A 16,013-nucleotide genomic window follows, 5' to 3' on the forward strand; every position below is an offset into this window, starting at 1 on the left:
GGGGGGGGGGGGGGGGGCACGCGGTGACCGCGAAAGATAACGGTCACCTGTACGGTGCTCGGAGTCTTGTTGGGGGATGCTCCGAACACAGCAGTTATTTTAAATCAGAAAGTAGCAGCTGTCTACACTTAGAACTCAGCCTCATTATCTTCAACCGATTGTTCAACAATGGTAGGTGGCTCGGCATGGTCGATAACTCGTGGTGTGTGATGCTCGCGTAGTACATCGGCAATGGCGGCACGGGCACTTTCTAAAAACCGTTGGCGGTCATGACCGGCTGCGGTCGTGCCCTCAACTGGGCTGGAGATAGCAATACCTCGCGATGCGACTTCCTCACGCATACGGGGGCTAATCCCGCGCGGGTATTCGGCAGCGAGGTTGGTGAGGGCGTCGTCATCGAGAATGGAATAGTCCAGATCATCGTCGGCAAAGTCGAGTGCTCCCGGGTTGGCTTGTCGAATGCGATGTTCGTATTCGGTATCACTGATCAGGTCATTGGCGCGTAGCGCCTCTGCTTCGCGGGTTTTCGCAGCACGAACAACAGCGTGACGGTCGTCGGTGGCGCAGACTGCCTTTGCGTAGCCTTCGGTCGGGGAGAGTTCCAATGTCCACATCGGCTCGCGGCCACGCACGCGTAGGCGCTCCGCACGTTCGGCGCGTTGACGCTTGGCTTGTTCCGATGCGTTTTCCTTGTTGAGTTCTTGTCGGAGGTCATCGCGGCGGGTGACAGCATCGGCAAGCGCTGCATCATGGGCAAAAGCCGTAGCTGCAGGAGCCTCTTTTAGCCTGCTGAGTTCACTTTCAGCGAAGTCCAGATCGTTGGTGAGCTGATGGGCGACACGTTGGATATCACCGACTCGATTTTCGGCGCGTGTGAGAATTCCGTAGGCGCGAGTGGAAACTCTATCGTCTGTAGTGTGAGAGACAGCATCAGCGATTTCGTCAACGCTGAGGCGAAAACGCACTGATTCTTCCGCACCGGCCAGGCCAACCTCGACTTCGCCATAGTCATAGCGTGCCGTCAGCGGAACGTCACCGATGGTGAGCAGCGGTTGTCTGTTGGTCGAACGGGTATGCGCAATGTGGGCTAACCCGTTGCTAAGTGCTCGGGCAGCCTCGGCACGGTCATGCATGACTTCTCCAGTGGGAAGCGCCCACGTTTTCGCGTCTGAATCGTCGAGTTGGCTCCACTTGTCTGCGGCTTCCAGGTGAGGGGCGAGCTGGCCAAGCTGCTGGGAGGTGCGACGGATAGTGAAGGTGGCGGCATCGACAGCATGGCGGTGAGAGGCTTGCGAAGATTCCCACTCCTGCTTGAGGGATTCGAGTCGCTCGACTTCTCGGTCGTAGTTGAGCAGGTCGACGTAGCGCGGATCGCCGGTAGCGATGGCTTTGTTGTGCGCGGCGGCTTGCGCAGCTGAATCGTCGAGTGCGTCCATTTGGCGTAGTCCACGATCAGCAGCAGTGAATTGGTCGATAAAGCGCTGCTTGCGGTACAGCGTTTGCCACATCACGGCATCGAACGTTCCGGCGGCAACGTAGTTGAAGATTTCAATCTTTTCGTTTTGGTTTCCCTGGCGCATGATTCGCCCCTCACGTTGGGTGAGGTCAGCGGGTTTCCATGGAATATCGACGTGGTGGAGGGCAACAGCCCGTCGCTGCAGGTTGGCACCAGTGCCCATCTTTGGAGTGGAGCCAATGACTACATCGAAGTCACCGTCGTTGCACTTTTGGAACAAGGTGGCCTTGTCCTTGTCCCATTCGTGGACGAAAGCGATACGGCTTCGATCCATGCCACGAGCGACAAGCTCGTCGCGGAGCGCGTCATAGATAGAGAAATTCGCGCCACCCGGGGTGCCGGAGTCACAAAAGACAATCTGGACACCTCCCGGTTTGTCAGAGGTAGTGCCGTCGGCATTGAGGTAGATGCGGTCTTTCGTCTGATTCCACTGGTCAAGGATTTGTGTGCTCACAGCTTCGACACGCGATCCCGGCCCGTCAATGGCCAGTCCAACAAGGCGGCCGTCAAGTGTGACTTTGCGACCGTCAGAGGCAATTTTTAGTGCCATATCAATTTCCTGGCCAGTTACATCGGCACCGATTTTCGATGAGGTGCGACGACGGTCAGGGTCGGCGTCCCAGTCGTAATCACTGCGTACACCAAGGTCAGCGATAAAGTCCTTAACCTCTTGTTCCACATCAAACTCAATGACGCGGTTGGTGTTCCCAGAAGCTAGTTCTGGCAAATCGGCGGTGATGTCGTCAGAGGTGACAACATCCATAAATAAACTCGATGCGGTCGCAAGCTCAGAGATATTCGCATAGGACGCAGTGCGTACCTTTTGTCGCAGTCCTGAACCAGACGGTTTGACCTCGACGTCTGCGACTTGGTCAGTAAACGTTGCACCGAAAGCATTGATATCGTCGATTTCCAGCTTCTGACAAATATCTGGGCGCAGGTACTTGGCCATGACCCAGATTTCGGCCAGATTGTTAGCGATGGGTGTGCCTGTTGCAAAGGTGACGACCGGGGCGTTTGTGCCGCTTTCGGCTTTGGACTTTCGGAGCCAATCGAGTTTCATATCCAGGTCAGAGGCCTTTTTTGAGCCTTGGTGATTTAAGTCAGACACTTGTGAGGAGCGCATGAGATTTTTGTACATGTGCGCCTCATCGACGATGAGGTAGTCGCATGGTGTCTGGTTGAGCGTCAGGGTCTGGTCAGTGGGGGAGTCCAGTAGCTTGTCGAGCTTATTTTCAATGGCTTTGACGCTGCCTTCGATTTGCTTGACCGATGGGGTGCGTTCGCTGCCAGCGGTGGATTTTGCCTGTTGCAGACTGCGACGAGCCTCAGCGAGTTGGCCTTGCAAGTATTCGACCTGAGTTTCATCATCGACGGGAATGCGCTCGAAAACGCTTTGCGGAACAATCACCAAATCCCAGTCGTCAGCACCTGTTTGTGCAATAAAGCGGGCGCGCTCAGTCGGGTTCGAGACACCAGCAGCCGAGAGCACGTTGGCTGTGGGATACCACTGGATGGCTTCTCGGGTGATCTGATCAGCAAGGTGGTTGGGCACGACCATCCATGGCTGGCGGGAGAGTCCTAAGCGTTTGAGTTCTGCTGCTCCCATAAACATGGTGCCGGTTTTGCCGGCACCAACGACGTGATTGAGCAGCACACCTGGTTCGTTGACAATGCGCTCGACCGCATTGCGCTGGTAGCCGTAAGGAACAAACGTGTCTCCCAGCCCGGGCATTGCGCGCGCGGAGCCGTCGTAGGTGCGAGGAACGAAGCCGTTGAAGGCATCGTTGTAGGCCTTGGTGACATTACGGGCACGTTCGGGATCGTCCATGATCCACGAGGAAAAAGTCTGTTTGAGCAGTTCGGCTCGACGAGCCAGAAATGCTGTGGCCTGGCCATGACTGGAGTCTTTCCCGCCGTGTTGTTCAATCCAGCTTTTTGACCACGAGGCTTTGGGAGCTGACAAATTCAGCACCGCTTCTAGAGTCTTGTATGCCGGTATCGCTACACCATCATTGCGGGAGCACGCCACACCCTGGTTCGTGGCGTCTCGTGCCCGTCCAGTAGCTTGGAAATTATAGTTTGACCCGTCGCGGTTATTGGCGGCTACCAGCCCATATTCCATGTCGGCGGTGCCACCATATTCCCAGTAGTTCTTATCGACAGAGACCGTCCAGGAACCGTTATCGCGCGAGATTTTTAATCCAGCCCAATGATTGGTGTCAAAAACCTCATTGGCAAATTGCTCGTAGTAGTGCTCGGGCACCCAGGTCGCGCCTGGACGGATACTAAAACTGTCAATCTCTGGCGGCTGCACGTCCTGCAGGGCTGCGACATTAGTGCGAAATTGCGGGTCATTATTGGCCGCGAGTCGAGCTATGGTGAGTTTTTCAGCAACAAAGCCGGAAAGGTAGTCGCCGCGCTCGATGAGTTCTTCCGGCGCTTGCGGATTGCGGAATGCCAGGCCGTCAGCCAGCAGCCCGGCCGTTGCTTCATCGACGGTGGAATCCGTCAGCTCTGCGATACGGTGCAGGTCGAAGTCACCTGTTTCCGCGCGGGTGATAGACACCGCGTCTGCCAATGAGTCTGCATGGTCAGGCGCGGTGACCGGGCGGGCTGGATTGCGGTCGAACAGCGGAGCCTTTTGCGCAGTTCCCGTCGCTTCGTCAAAACGCTCTAGTGCCAGGACATTTTGGATGCTGGCATCACCGCGCAGTCCGGCCAGATGCCTTTGGACTTTCCGGGGAGTCGGCTCAGCGGCCTGCTCACGCAGCAGTGTTTCGGTAGCTTCCGGAAGCGGATCGCCGGGTTCAAAACCATTAGCCGCTCGCCAGTCATCGGCGAGAGTAGCGTAGGCCTTTTTCTGCGCAGTGGCAGAAGGGACTCGCCCGGCCTGCATCTCAAAACGATTGATGGGGCCGTGGGCATCAACATAGGTGTCGTAGAGCTGGTGGAGGCGCTTTTGCGCAAGCTCGATACCTGTGCCGGATTGGTAGGCCTGGCGTAGGGCAGTTTCCGCGTCTCGGAGGTCGATGAGCTCTGCGGATTCCCTCTGTAAGTTCTTGGCAACGCGTATAGGTTCCCATGTGCCGGACTGGTGGGCGTATTGAGAAAACTCGTATGCGCCTGTTTCATCAATACGGTAGGTGATGCGCCCAGGAATCGGAGTTGGAGCTGCCGCGTCGGAGACAATTGATTGCAGCGCGGCGCTTTGCTGTGAGGATGCCTCAGAAGACAGGGGAGTGTAGCCCTGCTGGTTTTCCACAGCCTGCGCAATGTCGGCTCGCAGAATCGTCGATAGAGCTGGAGCGATCTCGTCCTCGGAGGCGTTGGCCCGCATGATGGTGTTGCCCCACTGGTTATGGCCGATGCTGGTCTCACCAATGATGTGGTCAGGGTGGGCAATAAAGTAATCATTGATACGCACCTGCGTATCCCCGATGGTCGTGGTGTTGGTCGATAGCCACTGTTGAGTCAGGTCACTGGGGTCGGTATCTGGCTCGCGTACGCGCATGAACAACACGTCGGAGATAACTGAAGTGCCGGCCACAGAACGAAACGTTTCTTCTGGCAGGCGTACCGCGCTGACAAGATCTGCGTGCTTGGCGATTTCTTCTCGAGCAGCCGATTGTGCCGCATCTGACGTGTGAGCGCTGGTAATCAGCGCAACATACCCGCCTGGGTGTACCAGCTGGGCAGATTTGGAAATGAAATAATTATGGACGCTTAAGCCATCGGGGTTGAACTGTCGGTCCGTCGGCTTGTCGCGATTGCTAAAGGGGACATTGCCAATGGCCGCGTCGAACGGACGAGTATCTGGGCTAACCGCCGTAAAGTCACGGTTGAGAATGGTGGCGTCCGGGTAGAGCAGGGAGCTAATGCGAGACGCAATCGGGTCGAGTTCGACCCCGGTAACCTCGGCGGCATTCGGTGCCGCACCGATAAATCCACCTATGCCAGATCCTGGCTCCAGCACGTGGCCACGGTCAAATCCCGCTGTCTTCAGCGCATCCCACATAGCTGTTGTGACCCCAGGAGCGGTGTAAAAGGCCGTGGTCACCGAGGCTCTGAGCTGGTCAATGCTCACATTGTCAGGAAGGGCGGCCACCAGGTCGTCATATTCGCGTGCCCATTGATCATTATTGGACTGGAAAACCTGGTCAGCAGCACCCCAACCTGAATAGGTTGCCAGGGTTGTCTGCTCCTCGGCTGTCGGCCAGCGATTTTCCTCATCGAGTGTCGCTAGCAGTTTGATGGCTTCGATATTGGCGTGAGCACGTGCCTTCGCACCCTGAGGTGCCAGAGACTCAGCAGGTGGAGAAAAAGTCAGCGCGGTATCGGCTCGTGGTTGGTCAGCAGTGGAGGTGCTGGACGGCTCCTCGACGGTAGTGTCCGGCTCGACAGTTACCTCGGTGTGCGTGTCGTCCTCATCGGCGCGGACAGCGATTTCGGCATATGCGTCAGTGAGCAGTTCGTCGAGATAAGGCTGCACGTGGATAGGAGCGGACTCACGCAGGGTACTCAGACTTTCGTGACTCGCCTGTAGCTGGTTGTCGTCGAGGTCTGCCGGAAGTTCAGAGAGCAGTAACCGAGCTGGGTCATCATCGGCGGTTGTACTACGGATATGCCCCTCGGCCCAGGCCATAATTAGCTCGTCGCGGTCAAGATGCGCCAGCAGTGCATCGCGAACAAAAGGGCTAGTAGTGCGTCCCAAGCGCAGCTGCTCGCGGTAAAACTGTGGGTTCTCTGCCACCTGATCAGCAACAATTAGATCTGTGGCATCATGGGCCCAATCTCCCAAAGCCGACAGCGCTTCACGGGCAGGCGGAGTTAGATGCGTGGTGAAGTCGGCGATTTCCCAGCGTTCAGTAATCTGGCGAATGTTGTCGTCAGTAAGTTCGTCAAGGCCTACGCGCCCAAAGGCAGCGTCGGCAAGCAACAAATCCGTATCGTCAGGATCACGTCCGTCGGTGTAGAACCGGCCACGACGGGCCAGCTCTAAATGCGCGCGTGAGACGTATTCCTCGGTGGCCGCTGGACTGTTGACCATGGCTGTCAGCTCATCGACGGATTGTTCAGAAAACACGCGACCAACGGTGGCCCAAAACGGGTTATCAGCCACCTCGTCGTTGGCATCACTAACCAAGCCCGACCGAGTGGCGAGCGCTTCAAGCTGGCTCCGCCACGTCTGCAGAGCATAGCCTTCCAGGGATTCTGGCTGGTCGATGAATCGCTCACGCTCGTCGAGGTCAGCAGCCAGTAGGCGGTACTGGTCGGCGGTAATAGTCGCAGGGCTGGTAGCAGGTTCGTCGCTCGGTGCTAGAGTAAATCGGCCGCCCGGGAGGAATTCTCCTCCTCGGCCAGATGCTTCGCGGTTATCGGTTCGGTTAGCTCCTCGTGGATAATCTGATTGGCGGCGAGCATCTGCTCCTGCTTCCACAGGTTTCGCATTGCTTCCTCGCTGACCGGATACTCGCTCGACCGATTCATCCACTGCTGAAAGTGGTGAATCTTGCGCTGCGTCACTAGCAAATCGACCTGTTCGTTCAGATTCTTCCAGCGGTCGTCGATTGTTGCCGGATCGGTGGGAAGCCCCAGTTCCTGGTGTGCTGCCAGAATTGTTGATTTCATCACTGCGTTGTCGGCTGCTGCTGTCCGGTTGAAAGGACGATGCGCCATCAACAGTGGATGAAGCATTGTCCACTGTCCGGGATACTTGGTCAGGGCCGGGGCTAGGAGCTGGGTTGCGAATTGGTGTTGGCGGAACTGAAAAATCAGTCGTTGACGGTTCCGCGCTACGTCGGCCTCTGTTTCCTCCGGCGCTCGATTGTCCTCCAGTTCCTTCGTGATTGCTGGTAGGAATCGTTCGCTGAGTTCGTCGGCCAGAGCCTCTAGAAACTGGTACACCTGCGGCGGTGTCGCTGGTTGATCCATCAGGAGAAGATACTGCTGAATCAGTCTCGTATCGAAGGTCTCCACGTCGTAGTCCGGCATCAGCCAATGGTCGTCCGGCGGAGTCCAGTGGGTGGATTCGATCAGCGGCATTGTTCTTCTCCTTGTCGATATTGGCGAGTGAGTCGGTGTCAAAGAGTGACAACTGGTCGTTGCTAGGCACGTTCCTGCGAGCCATACTATCGCTCCTTCTTGAGGTTATAACAGTTATAGGTAATTTTCAACGGTTTTCTGAGGGTGCTCGATTTTTTCGACGTTAAAGTTCGAAGTCGCTATCCTGTGAAGTCTCATACTCGATTTGCGGGATGGTGGATTGGTTGGTGTGCTCATGGGCGGCGGCTCGACGGGCGGGTCCCTGTGCTGCTGCTTCCTGTGCGGCTGTGCGTACGCGGGCGCGGAACATTTCACGCAACTGCTCACGAGAGTGTTTAGAATCATTGTTTTCCTGCACGTTCCTTTCGGGCGTTTCTGTCACAGTGACGTTTTCGAGCTGTGTGGATAACTCGACGGCAAACGCGTGTAGCTGCATGTCGGTCGTCGGGGTCATCGGTGGGATATGCGTGTCCTTTAGCGGTGAACCAGGGGAGTGAAGCTGGTCAATCCGGGAAGCAATAACCGCGCCGAGATCACGCTCGGTAGCGTCGTACCGACACACCTGTGCGAGATGGTCGCGGAGATCGACACCGCGTAATGCGGCACGGCCCGCCGCGGTGCGAATGCGAGAGACTGCCTGCTGGTCAATGCGATTGGCGGCGTTGATGGGCAGTTCGTCAAGGAGGCGCTCGGTGGCACTTGCTGCGTAATCAGCAGCGAGCGCCTGCACTGCGGTGCGATACAACTGACGCTGGCGTTGTGGGGCGGAGTCTTGATTTGCAAGATTCTCGGCGATGTCGGTGGCTGCAACGTGGCCGTGGTCGCGATGAACGGCGCGTGTCAGAACATCGCGAGCGGTCGGAGCATGAGCATCACCGTCCATGTGGAGGTGCGCTTCTTCCTCGGCTTCATCGATGCTGGTATCTGTGATTGCCCAAACGTGGTTTTCTGCTCGTCCTCGGGTTAAGGCCACGTAAAGTCCGCGTCTATCAGTCGTCGAGTCCACCACTGCGTGAGTGGTATCGACCGTGACACCTTGGGCGCGGTGGATAGTGGAGGCATACCCAAGCTGGCAATGCTGGCGTACATAGTCGGCATCGAGAACAATCCCGCGACCATTTTCGGTGTTAATTGCGGTGATTGAGCCGTCTTTGCCAATGCGGTCAATCTGCCATTTCTGGCCGTTGAGAATCTTGTGTTCGCTGCCGTCAGGCTGCCGCATGACCTGGTTGCGGCGGGTAAGAATAGTGTCACCAACATAGGCGGTGTGATGATCTCCGAGCTGCGCTTGTGGCGGGGTTTTACGCAAAAGACGAGCTAACCAACCGGCGGAGGCTTGCACCTTGCCACGGTCGATAAGTTCGCGCTGAATGCGAGTGTTGGCATCATCGACCACCGCGTTGGTGGACGCGACGAGAAGTGTGGAGCGTCCACGGTCAAAATCTGCCAACCACGCATCCACGGCACCAGAGACCATGGCGGAGCGTGTACCGCCGCTAATCCAGCCACGACGGTCGTACTCATCGAGTCCAGACGCATCGCCTCGACGGATTTTCAGGCCAGCATGAGCCTGGGCGGTATCGTCACCCTGCCGCATCACCTGGTCAAGCTCGACGGCAGAAGTGCGCTTACATACGGTACGGAACAGGCCACCGGTTTCCACCGCGTCCAGCTGGTAGGGGTCACCGACCATACGCACGACCGCGCCTGTTTCGTCCGCGATTTCGACAATGGCGGCCAAATCATCTGTGCTTGCCATGCCCGCTTCATCAACGAGCAGCATGTCGCCAGGTCGAATAGTCTTACCAATCGCACGCTGGATTGCGTCCGCGTTTTTCGGGCTTGAACCGACTTTCCCGCGCCAGCGGTAGGTCAGCGACGCCAAAGTATGGCCAGTTTCGTTGATGTCTTCGCCGAGAGTTTTGGCAGCGACTGCAGATGGGGCGAGCGCGAAAACCTGTTTACCTGAGTTTCTCCACGTGTCGGCGACAACGGCCATCGAGGCCGTCTTACCGGTGCCGGCGGGGCCAACACCGGCGACCGTTTGCATTCCGGCAGACAGCAGGTGCCGCGTCAGCGCTTCCTGCCCAGCATTCAGTGCAAAGCCTTTAGCTTGCTGGTGACGGGCCAGAGCACGGTCAATCTCGGCGTTGGTTACAACGTGAGCTGTTGGCTCGACAGCGGAGTCGAGGACTGTGTTTTCCGCCGCAAGTACGTCGGCGCTGGTGTAGACAACATGGTCGGCGCTGCGGTCAAATAGTTCACCATCTTCGGTAAGTAGTCGACCGGGAATATGGTAGGACGGCTGTGGGGTCAGGCGTACAGCAGACTCTAAAGCTCTGTCCATGACGTGCTCGGTGGCGAGGGCGCGTGCGCGCTGGGAGGGGAAAATCCAGGCAGAAAGTTCCTGCTCCACAGCAGTGTGGAGGTGGTGGCGGCGGAACTCGGAACGCCTCGATACCGCAAGAGCAATCGACGATTCGGCTTGTTCGGTGACAAATTTGCGCCACTTCTCAGAGTCCACCGCCGGTGCAATTGCTCGGGTATCAGTTGCGTGAGAGACATTCTTTTCCACCGCGTCGGTAGCCGAGTTGCCGAAGAACTGTCGGGCTTCGGCTTGCCATGTTTGACGCAAAGACTGCAGTGATTGCGCTGCGTCCTTGCTCGGGCGAGTATCCAACACGGCTTGTTGCCAGAGCTTTCGGCTTGCGCGCAGGCCCGGTGTCCGCCCGTGTGCCTGCTGATAGGCTTCTCGGAGTTGCTCATAGCGAGGACGCGCGCCAGCGCGTCGTTTGGAGAAATGAGCAATCATCTTGGGATCAATACCTGCGACTTCCCACACGGGTTGTTTGGCAGGATCGGTCTCATAGTTAGTAAACGCGAGGTCGAGTTCATCTCCTAGCCGCTGCATCATCAGTGCGTTGTAGTGGGTGGATGCGGCAACGGCAGACTTCATCAGCGAGCGTGAATCAACACTGCGCCATTTGCCGTCGGGGCCTTGGACTTTGTTTGAAACCAGGCAGTGCGTGTGAAGATCCGGGTCACCGCTGCGGGTGTCGTAATGGACAAACTGTGCGGCAATGAGGCCGCGCGTGCGCGTTAACGTCTTGACTCCATTGACTTCACAACGGGTGCGCAGTGCGTTGTTATCGAGCCAATCTAGGGAAGCAGAGACGCATTCACTGTGAACGGACTCAATGGTTTTGCGCGTCTCCTCGTCGCCGAGCGCCCACAGCACAGAGATAGACTTCGCTGGTGAAAATGTCAGGTCGAAGCCTGCAGTAGCTTGGCGAACGGAGTTTTTCTTCTCGTTGACCCACGCCAGAATTTCCTTTGGCGTCGCATTCGAGTAGCCGGTTTCGTCGCTGTAGTGCTTGCGTGCGACATCGACAGCGATGGTGTTTCGTTCCTGCTCGGTGGGTCTGCGGCCAGCGTGGTAGCGGAACTGTTTTTCCATGGTCGATAGCTCTTTGAGTACCTGATGTCCGCCGGAGTAGAACGGGTAGGCGCGACCGAGTTGTACGTCGGCAATGGATGTGCCGTTGGCGATACGGGAGTCGGCCTCGGGGTGAAGTCCCTCGCCGTAGAGTGCGGCCATGTGCTCCTGGGTGACAGTTGTGCCTGCTGTGATGGCGGTGGAGTCGAGGCTGGTGAGTCCGCGCCCGTACCAGCGGCCCGGGGGAGTACCGGTGGCTTGGTAGTAGTCACCGAGTTTGGTTTTTGTCCCTGTGTCGATGTCGGCAGTGGCAACGTTGCGTAGGAGATAGGCGTACCCATCTCCTGCGTTGACCACTCGAATCGACATCATGAGCGTGACGCTAGGAAGAAAAATTGCAGAAGTTAAGACCTACTTTTGAGGTCTGAACGATGACGAACTAGAGCGATTTTTCACCCTTGCGCGTTCGCGCTGGTCAGCCCCTAAGAAGTTGCAGATGTATATCTGCCAGAGGTGTGTTGCTCTTTAGGAGCAATGTGAAAAACACCACAAGAACGGTAAGGCATGTACTGATAGTGACTTGGAGGATATGCTTAAGCGCAGGTCTTTGGAATTAGTACACGAGAGAAAGTGCTCAAAATGAGGAAAAGACTAGGCATGATTGCTTTGGCTGCATTCGGCGCACTGATGGTTCATGCTCCGATCGCTGAGGCATCTTCGGAGGTAACGGATTTTGGAAGCATTGAAGGAATGCCGGTCTCAAAAGATTCGTTAAGTTCGGAATTACTTCTACGTGGTGCTAAAACAGCCTTTATGTCAGGCGGGGGAGACGGCTATCGGATTGTCGAAGAGTGGGACGACAAGAATGGCCGACGAGTAGTGATGCGTGAGCGTGCTCAATCAAAGATTCAGTCAAAACACGGGCTTAGTGCTAATGCACCGCAAGTCGTTACCCAGTATGCTCCCAAGATTGAAACCTTTAACGGCGGAGATAGGGTCGAGTACCGATTGCCGATGGATCATATTCGATGTGAGGGATGGGGACCGACCAGGAAATGCCGGAAACTGGAGACTCGGGATGTTCTGGCAGTAGTCGGATTCAACAAGGTCACCGATGGGCGACCATATGGTGTTGTTACAACATACTGTCCATGGGTACAGGGACGCTGTCCTGACTGGGTAGTTAATTCTCCTCAGCTGAAGTAGGTGTTCGATGTATAGAGAAATGTCTGAATCCTCTCGTCGAGATTTACGAGGAAAAGACCTGAGGGGTAAAGATTTCTCAAACTATGATTTATCCGACGCTGATTTTGAAGGCTCCCAGTGCCAGGGATGCTCCTTCCGGGGAGCAATGCTGGCGTGGTCTAACATGAGAAATGCGAACCTAATTGATGCAGACTTTGAAGGCGCATTCCTTAGCGAGGTTGATTTTCGGGGCGCGGTACTTGATGGAGCGAAGTTTTTCGACGCTTGTCTTCTACCAGTTTATGCTGAATCTGAGCAGTTCAGAAACAGCATAGGACTGGACACAGCCTCCGTTGATGTACACAGTCCAGATGGAAATTAGCGAGTGTTAGCGCTTGTTGTGGGGGTAGCGTCTTAACTTTGTTTCTGCGCGGTGTTTTTCTTTGGGCATGGTGACTAAAGACAGAAGAGCACAAGCCCGCCGTCGTGCGCGCGAGCTTCAAAAGGAAGAAGCTGACCGTCTTGCCCGTATGCAGTCAGCGCGTACGGACGCATTCATCGCGTTAGAAGCGTTGGACGATGCGCTTGAGTCGTTTGGGCTGGCGCTCGATAAGTTGCTGGATGAGGGAGAGAAAAAGGGAAAGCTGGCGAGGGACTTCACTGTTCCCATGCGCCGGATTAATGAAGCGCTTGATCTCGTCGGTTCACCGCACGCCCGCAAAGCGGAAACTGAGCAGGAACCGGACAGCGATGATGAGGCAGACGACGATACTGAGGTAGAGGAGTCCAACTCTGATGGGGTTGTAGGCGAGGAGCCGGATGCCAATGACTCGGCTGCCAGCAACAATTCCTAATCGCGTCGTTGAGTCGTTTTGGGGAAAGGTGGTGAAAAGTCCGTCTCCTGATGGATGTTGGATTTTCACGGGAGCAATTTCTTCGCCTGATGGCTATGGTCGGATTAATTTTCGTGTTGATGGTCGGCAGTATTCGGTGTCAGCGCATCGTTTCGCGCTGATGCTTTCCGGCACTGATATATCGAATTCTGATGTTGTAGCTGACCATCGTTGTAATGAACCGCTATGTGTACGGGTCGGTTCACATCATGTGATTGCGTCGACTCGGGAGGCAAATGCCCTGTATGCTTCGTTGACCGGTCGAGCACGTGGCCAGCGACCAGGGCTAGATACTCAAACTAGGTCTCGGGTGCAGCGGTCGCGTGATGTTCGTGCGGCGTTGGCAGAGGGGTGGAATGAACAGGCCTACGCGCTTGCAGCGCGTAGGCCTGTTAACCCGTTAGAACAACCATCGCTATTTCCGATAGGGAACGACGCATGAATAGATTGTGAATAGTCTCGTGACGGTAGTGCGTGGAAACTATTTGGCAGGTAAAGTTATAAGCGATTCACCAACTCGATTCCTAATAAAGGAAAGAAGAAATGGCGTTATGGATTGAGACTTCGGTTGACGAGACTTTTTGGCAAGGGTGGAACCGAAAAGTACAAACGAATGTTGACGATAATGGCTACGCACAGGCCACTTACGGTGCTGGAGATATTTCTACAAACAATCCAGACTACCCGGTTGAAGCGGGGTGGATTGATGTCGAATCTGGAAGTCAAATAGCACTAGTCAACGATGGAAACTGGCGGCAGCCAGAGTCATCGATATTCAAGTTACTATTGCGCACAGGTCATGGCGAAGTGCGCGACATTACATCGGTGATTTACGGAATTAATCGGTTTGATGCTGGCGAAGAGGGTGCATCAAGCTACAACGGCGCATTTAGAAAGTGCAAAGCAGAGGTCGAAAAGCTGCTGGGTTAATGGATGCGAGCTGGCAGAAAATTAGCCTCTGTCAGGAATGATCGGTTTTGAGGACCCTGCGAATGGTTCGATCAGAGACATTCATTAACTCAGCAATATCAGCTTGAGTGTATTCACCAGATGCGTACATCTGGTGAACATGTTGTTGCTGTCGAGAAGTTAGCTTTGGCTGTTTTCCTCTTAGCTTGCCTTTTTTCTTTGCAATTGCCATTCCTTCTCTCGTCCTCGCAGAGATAAGGTCAGCTTCAAATTCTGCAACCATCGCCAGCACATTGAAGAGCAATTTTCCAGTCGGTACCGTAGGGTCGTAAACTTCCGAACCTATTTGTAGCGCCACGCCCTGTGCTTGCAGGTGCTCCGATATTTCAGATGCATCATGGACACTGCGTGCTAATCGATCGAGCTTTGTTACTACTAAGGTGTCACCGGAGCGGCATGCGGCCATGGCCTGTTTTAGGCCTGGTCGTTGTTGGTCTCGTCCAGAGACCCCATGATCAAAGTAGATTCGGCAGTCCGCAACGCCTGCATTTGTGAGGATTAAGCGTTGCGCTTCTAGATCTTGCTTCTCAGTTGAGACTCTGGCGTAACCGATTTTCATATTTAATTCGCCTTTGCATCGGTTTTCTCAGTGAGGAGTGCTTGGTAGTTTGCGAAGAGCAATTCCCGGTGTGCTTGGTCGTTGGACAGGACTTTCATCGATTCGAAGGCCCGATCAACTGCTCGGTCAAGTTTTCGGTGCCTGTTTCGTTAGTTCTTCTCCATGGGGCTACTTGAGCTGACCAATGGAGGGCAAAGTCACGGAGGCGGGCGATGGAAGTGGCGCGGTCGAGATAATCCGGCATGTATTGCGAGGCTGGCATACGTTCCACTTTAGGCGGTTAAGGTGCCTATGTGGCCAGGTTTATCGCCGGGGGTAAACGCCTGTTTGGTCATGCAGGTTGTTGCGATTCGTCGATAACAGTTAAGTCCGGCGTTAGACGACCGCCTATCGCCGGTTTGACTTGTATACGGGGCCAGCCAGAGTTCTAATCGCTTTAGGTACTTAATGAAGTGATCGAAACCATGAATGGGGCAAGATAGGGATTGATCGATATGGGGACGTTGCCCGAAGGGGGCTGTGACCGTGGTGGGCATTGCTCGTTCGGTCGGGTGGTAGAGATTAGGCCAGTCGGCTCAATGAGGTTAATGAGATAAGAGAAGGAGGATTGAAGTAACCTCGTTTGAAACGTGAAGAGTTTCTAGATTTGCCCCCGGCTGTTAAAAAATATCTCAATTTGGCATTGATTGTGTTAGCATGGCCTCGTTGACAAAGGGACGTGTCATGCGCTCCCTAGTCAAAAAGTTAGCCCTAGCGGCGGCAACCACTAGGACTAACGATTGGCATTAACTGCCAAGCTGGTGAAGCACCTCAGCAATCCAGGTGTGGTGCTCAACCAAAACGGCAAAGACATACAGAACTCTGCTAGTCAGTGATACGAATTCCCACCCGTACCTGACTGCAGAGTTTTTTCTTTCTCTGCCGGGTTGTTCACGATTATCCATGATGAACCTCCCGTGTCGACAAACTCTCCAACGCCAGTTTGACGTGCAGGCGAGCCATCGCGTGCGGTGGCAAAAAACCCGCACGTCGACGCAGAAGTCGCACCAAAGCTCGTATAACCGAAACTTTGGTCGAAACCGCAGGTAAGTATATCAGACCCATTAGCTAGCCAAAATGATACTGAATCCTTTGGCCTGCATCTGTTACGGCAATTGCGAGCCAGTTTTCCGCCGCTGTATCCAATGTGTTGCGTGTGTTTAGATAGCGGTGAGTGAACGTCGCACTCAACCGGGGTGATTCGGGGGTGGGACAGTGTGCATTCGGGGGGACGTGACGTTACAATACTAATTAACTAGAACCGCCAAGGCTAGTCTGTTAGGTATTCCTGATAGATCCTCAAATCGGCGGTTTTTTTATGTCACGACAGAATTTCTGGGTTAAGGGTCAAAATGTGTGTCTGGCTCGGCG

7 protein-coding genes are annotated in these 16,013 nt (G+C 55.1%); 4 read left to right on the top strand and 3 right to left on the bottom strand.

What is annotated here, in order from left to right:
* Positions 1-128: 128 nt before the first annotated feature.
* Positions 129-6,956, bottom strand: coding sequence for a hypothetical protein (locus HMPREF2857_RS06125; RefSeq protein ID WP_168165024.1), 6,828 nt, complete (start codon positions 6,954-6,956; stop codon positions 129-131).
* A 768-nt stretch (positions 6,957-7,724) separates the two neighbouring features.
* Entirely contained in the window at positions 7,725-11,369 is a 3,645-nt protein-coding gene (gene mobF, locus HMPREF2857_RS06135; protein ID WP_083310517.1) for a MobF family relaxase, read from the bottom strand.
* Positions 11,370-11,654: 285 nt separating this feature from the next.
* Here mobF and HMPREF2857_RS11115 point away from each other — a divergent pair, with 285 nt between their 5' ends.
* The 4 genes from HMPREF2857_RS11115 (at position 11,655) to HMPREF2857_RS06150 (ending at position 14,005) form a co-directional block, all read left to right on the top strand.
* Entirely contained in the window at positions 11,655-12,203 is a 549-nt protein-coding gene (locus HMPREF2857_RS11115; protein ID WP_141752739.1) for a hypothetical protein, read from the top strand.
* 19 nt (positions 12,204-12,222) lie between these two features.
* Positions 12,223-12,564: a pentapeptide repeat-containing protein gene (locus tag HMPREF2857_RS10900; protein WP_168165025.1), complete on the top strand. Its 342-nt coding sequence runs from the start codon at positions 12,223-12,225 to the stop codon at positions 12,562-12,564.
* A gap of 67 nt (positions 12,565-12,631) precedes the next feature.
* Positions 12,632-13,036, top strand: coding sequence for a hypothetical protein (locus tag HMPREF2857_RS06145; protein ID WP_141752740.1), 405 nt, complete (start codon positions 12,632-12,634; stop codon positions 13,034-13,036).
* A gap of 582 nt (positions 13,037-13,618) precedes the next feature.
* Positions 13,619-14,005, top strand: a complete 387-nt coding sequence (locus HMPREF2857_RS06150) for a hypothetical protein (RefSeq protein WP_070643158.1) — start codon at positions 13,619-13,621, stop codon at positions 14,003-14,005.
* 31 nt (positions 14,006-14,036) lie between these two features.
* Here HMPREF2857_RS06150 and HMPREF2857_RS06155 read toward each other — a convergent pair whose 3' ends face one another.
* On the bottom strand, positions 14,037-14,603 hold the full coding sequence (locus tag HMPREF2857_RS06155; protein WP_070643160.1) for a recombinase family protein: 567 nt from the start codon (positions 14,601-14,603) through the stop codon (positions 14,037-14,039).
* Positions 14,604-16,013: the final 1,410 nt, after the last annotated feature.

The organism is Corynebacterium sp. HMSC076C10 (assembly GCF_001812455.1).
Lineage (GTDB): Bacteria > Actinomycetota > Actinomycetes > Mycobacteriales > Mycobacteriaceae > Corynebacterium > Corynebacterium jeikeium_D.

Excerpts from the sequence above, each read along its gene's own strand:
- HMPREF2857_RS11115 (WP_141752739.1), top strand. The coding sequence starts at position 11,655 with ATGATTGCTTTGGCTGCATTCGGCGCACTGATGGTTCATGCTCCGATC.
- HMPREF2857_RS06155 (WP_070643160.1), bottom strand. The coding sequence starts at position 14,603 with ATGAAAATCGGTTACGCCAGAGTCTCAACTGAGAAGCAAGATCTAGAA.
- mobF (WP_083310517.1), bottom strand. The coding sequence starts at position 11,369 with ATGATGTCGATTCGAGTGGTCAACGCAGGAGATGGGTACGCCTATCTC.
- HMPREF2857_RS10900 (WP_168165025.1), top strand. The coding sequence starts at position 12,223 with ATGTCTGAATCCTCTCGTCGAGATTTACGAGGAAAAGACCTGAGGGGT.
- HMPREF2857_RS06145 (WP_141752740.1), top strand. The coding sequence starts at position 12,632 with ATGGTGACTAAAGACAGAAGAGCACAAGCCCGCCGTCGTGCGCGCGAG.
- HMPREF2857_RS06150 (WP_070643158.1), top strand. The coding sequence starts at position 13,619 with ATGGCGTTATGGATTGAGACTTCGGTTGACGAGACTTTTTGGCAAGGG.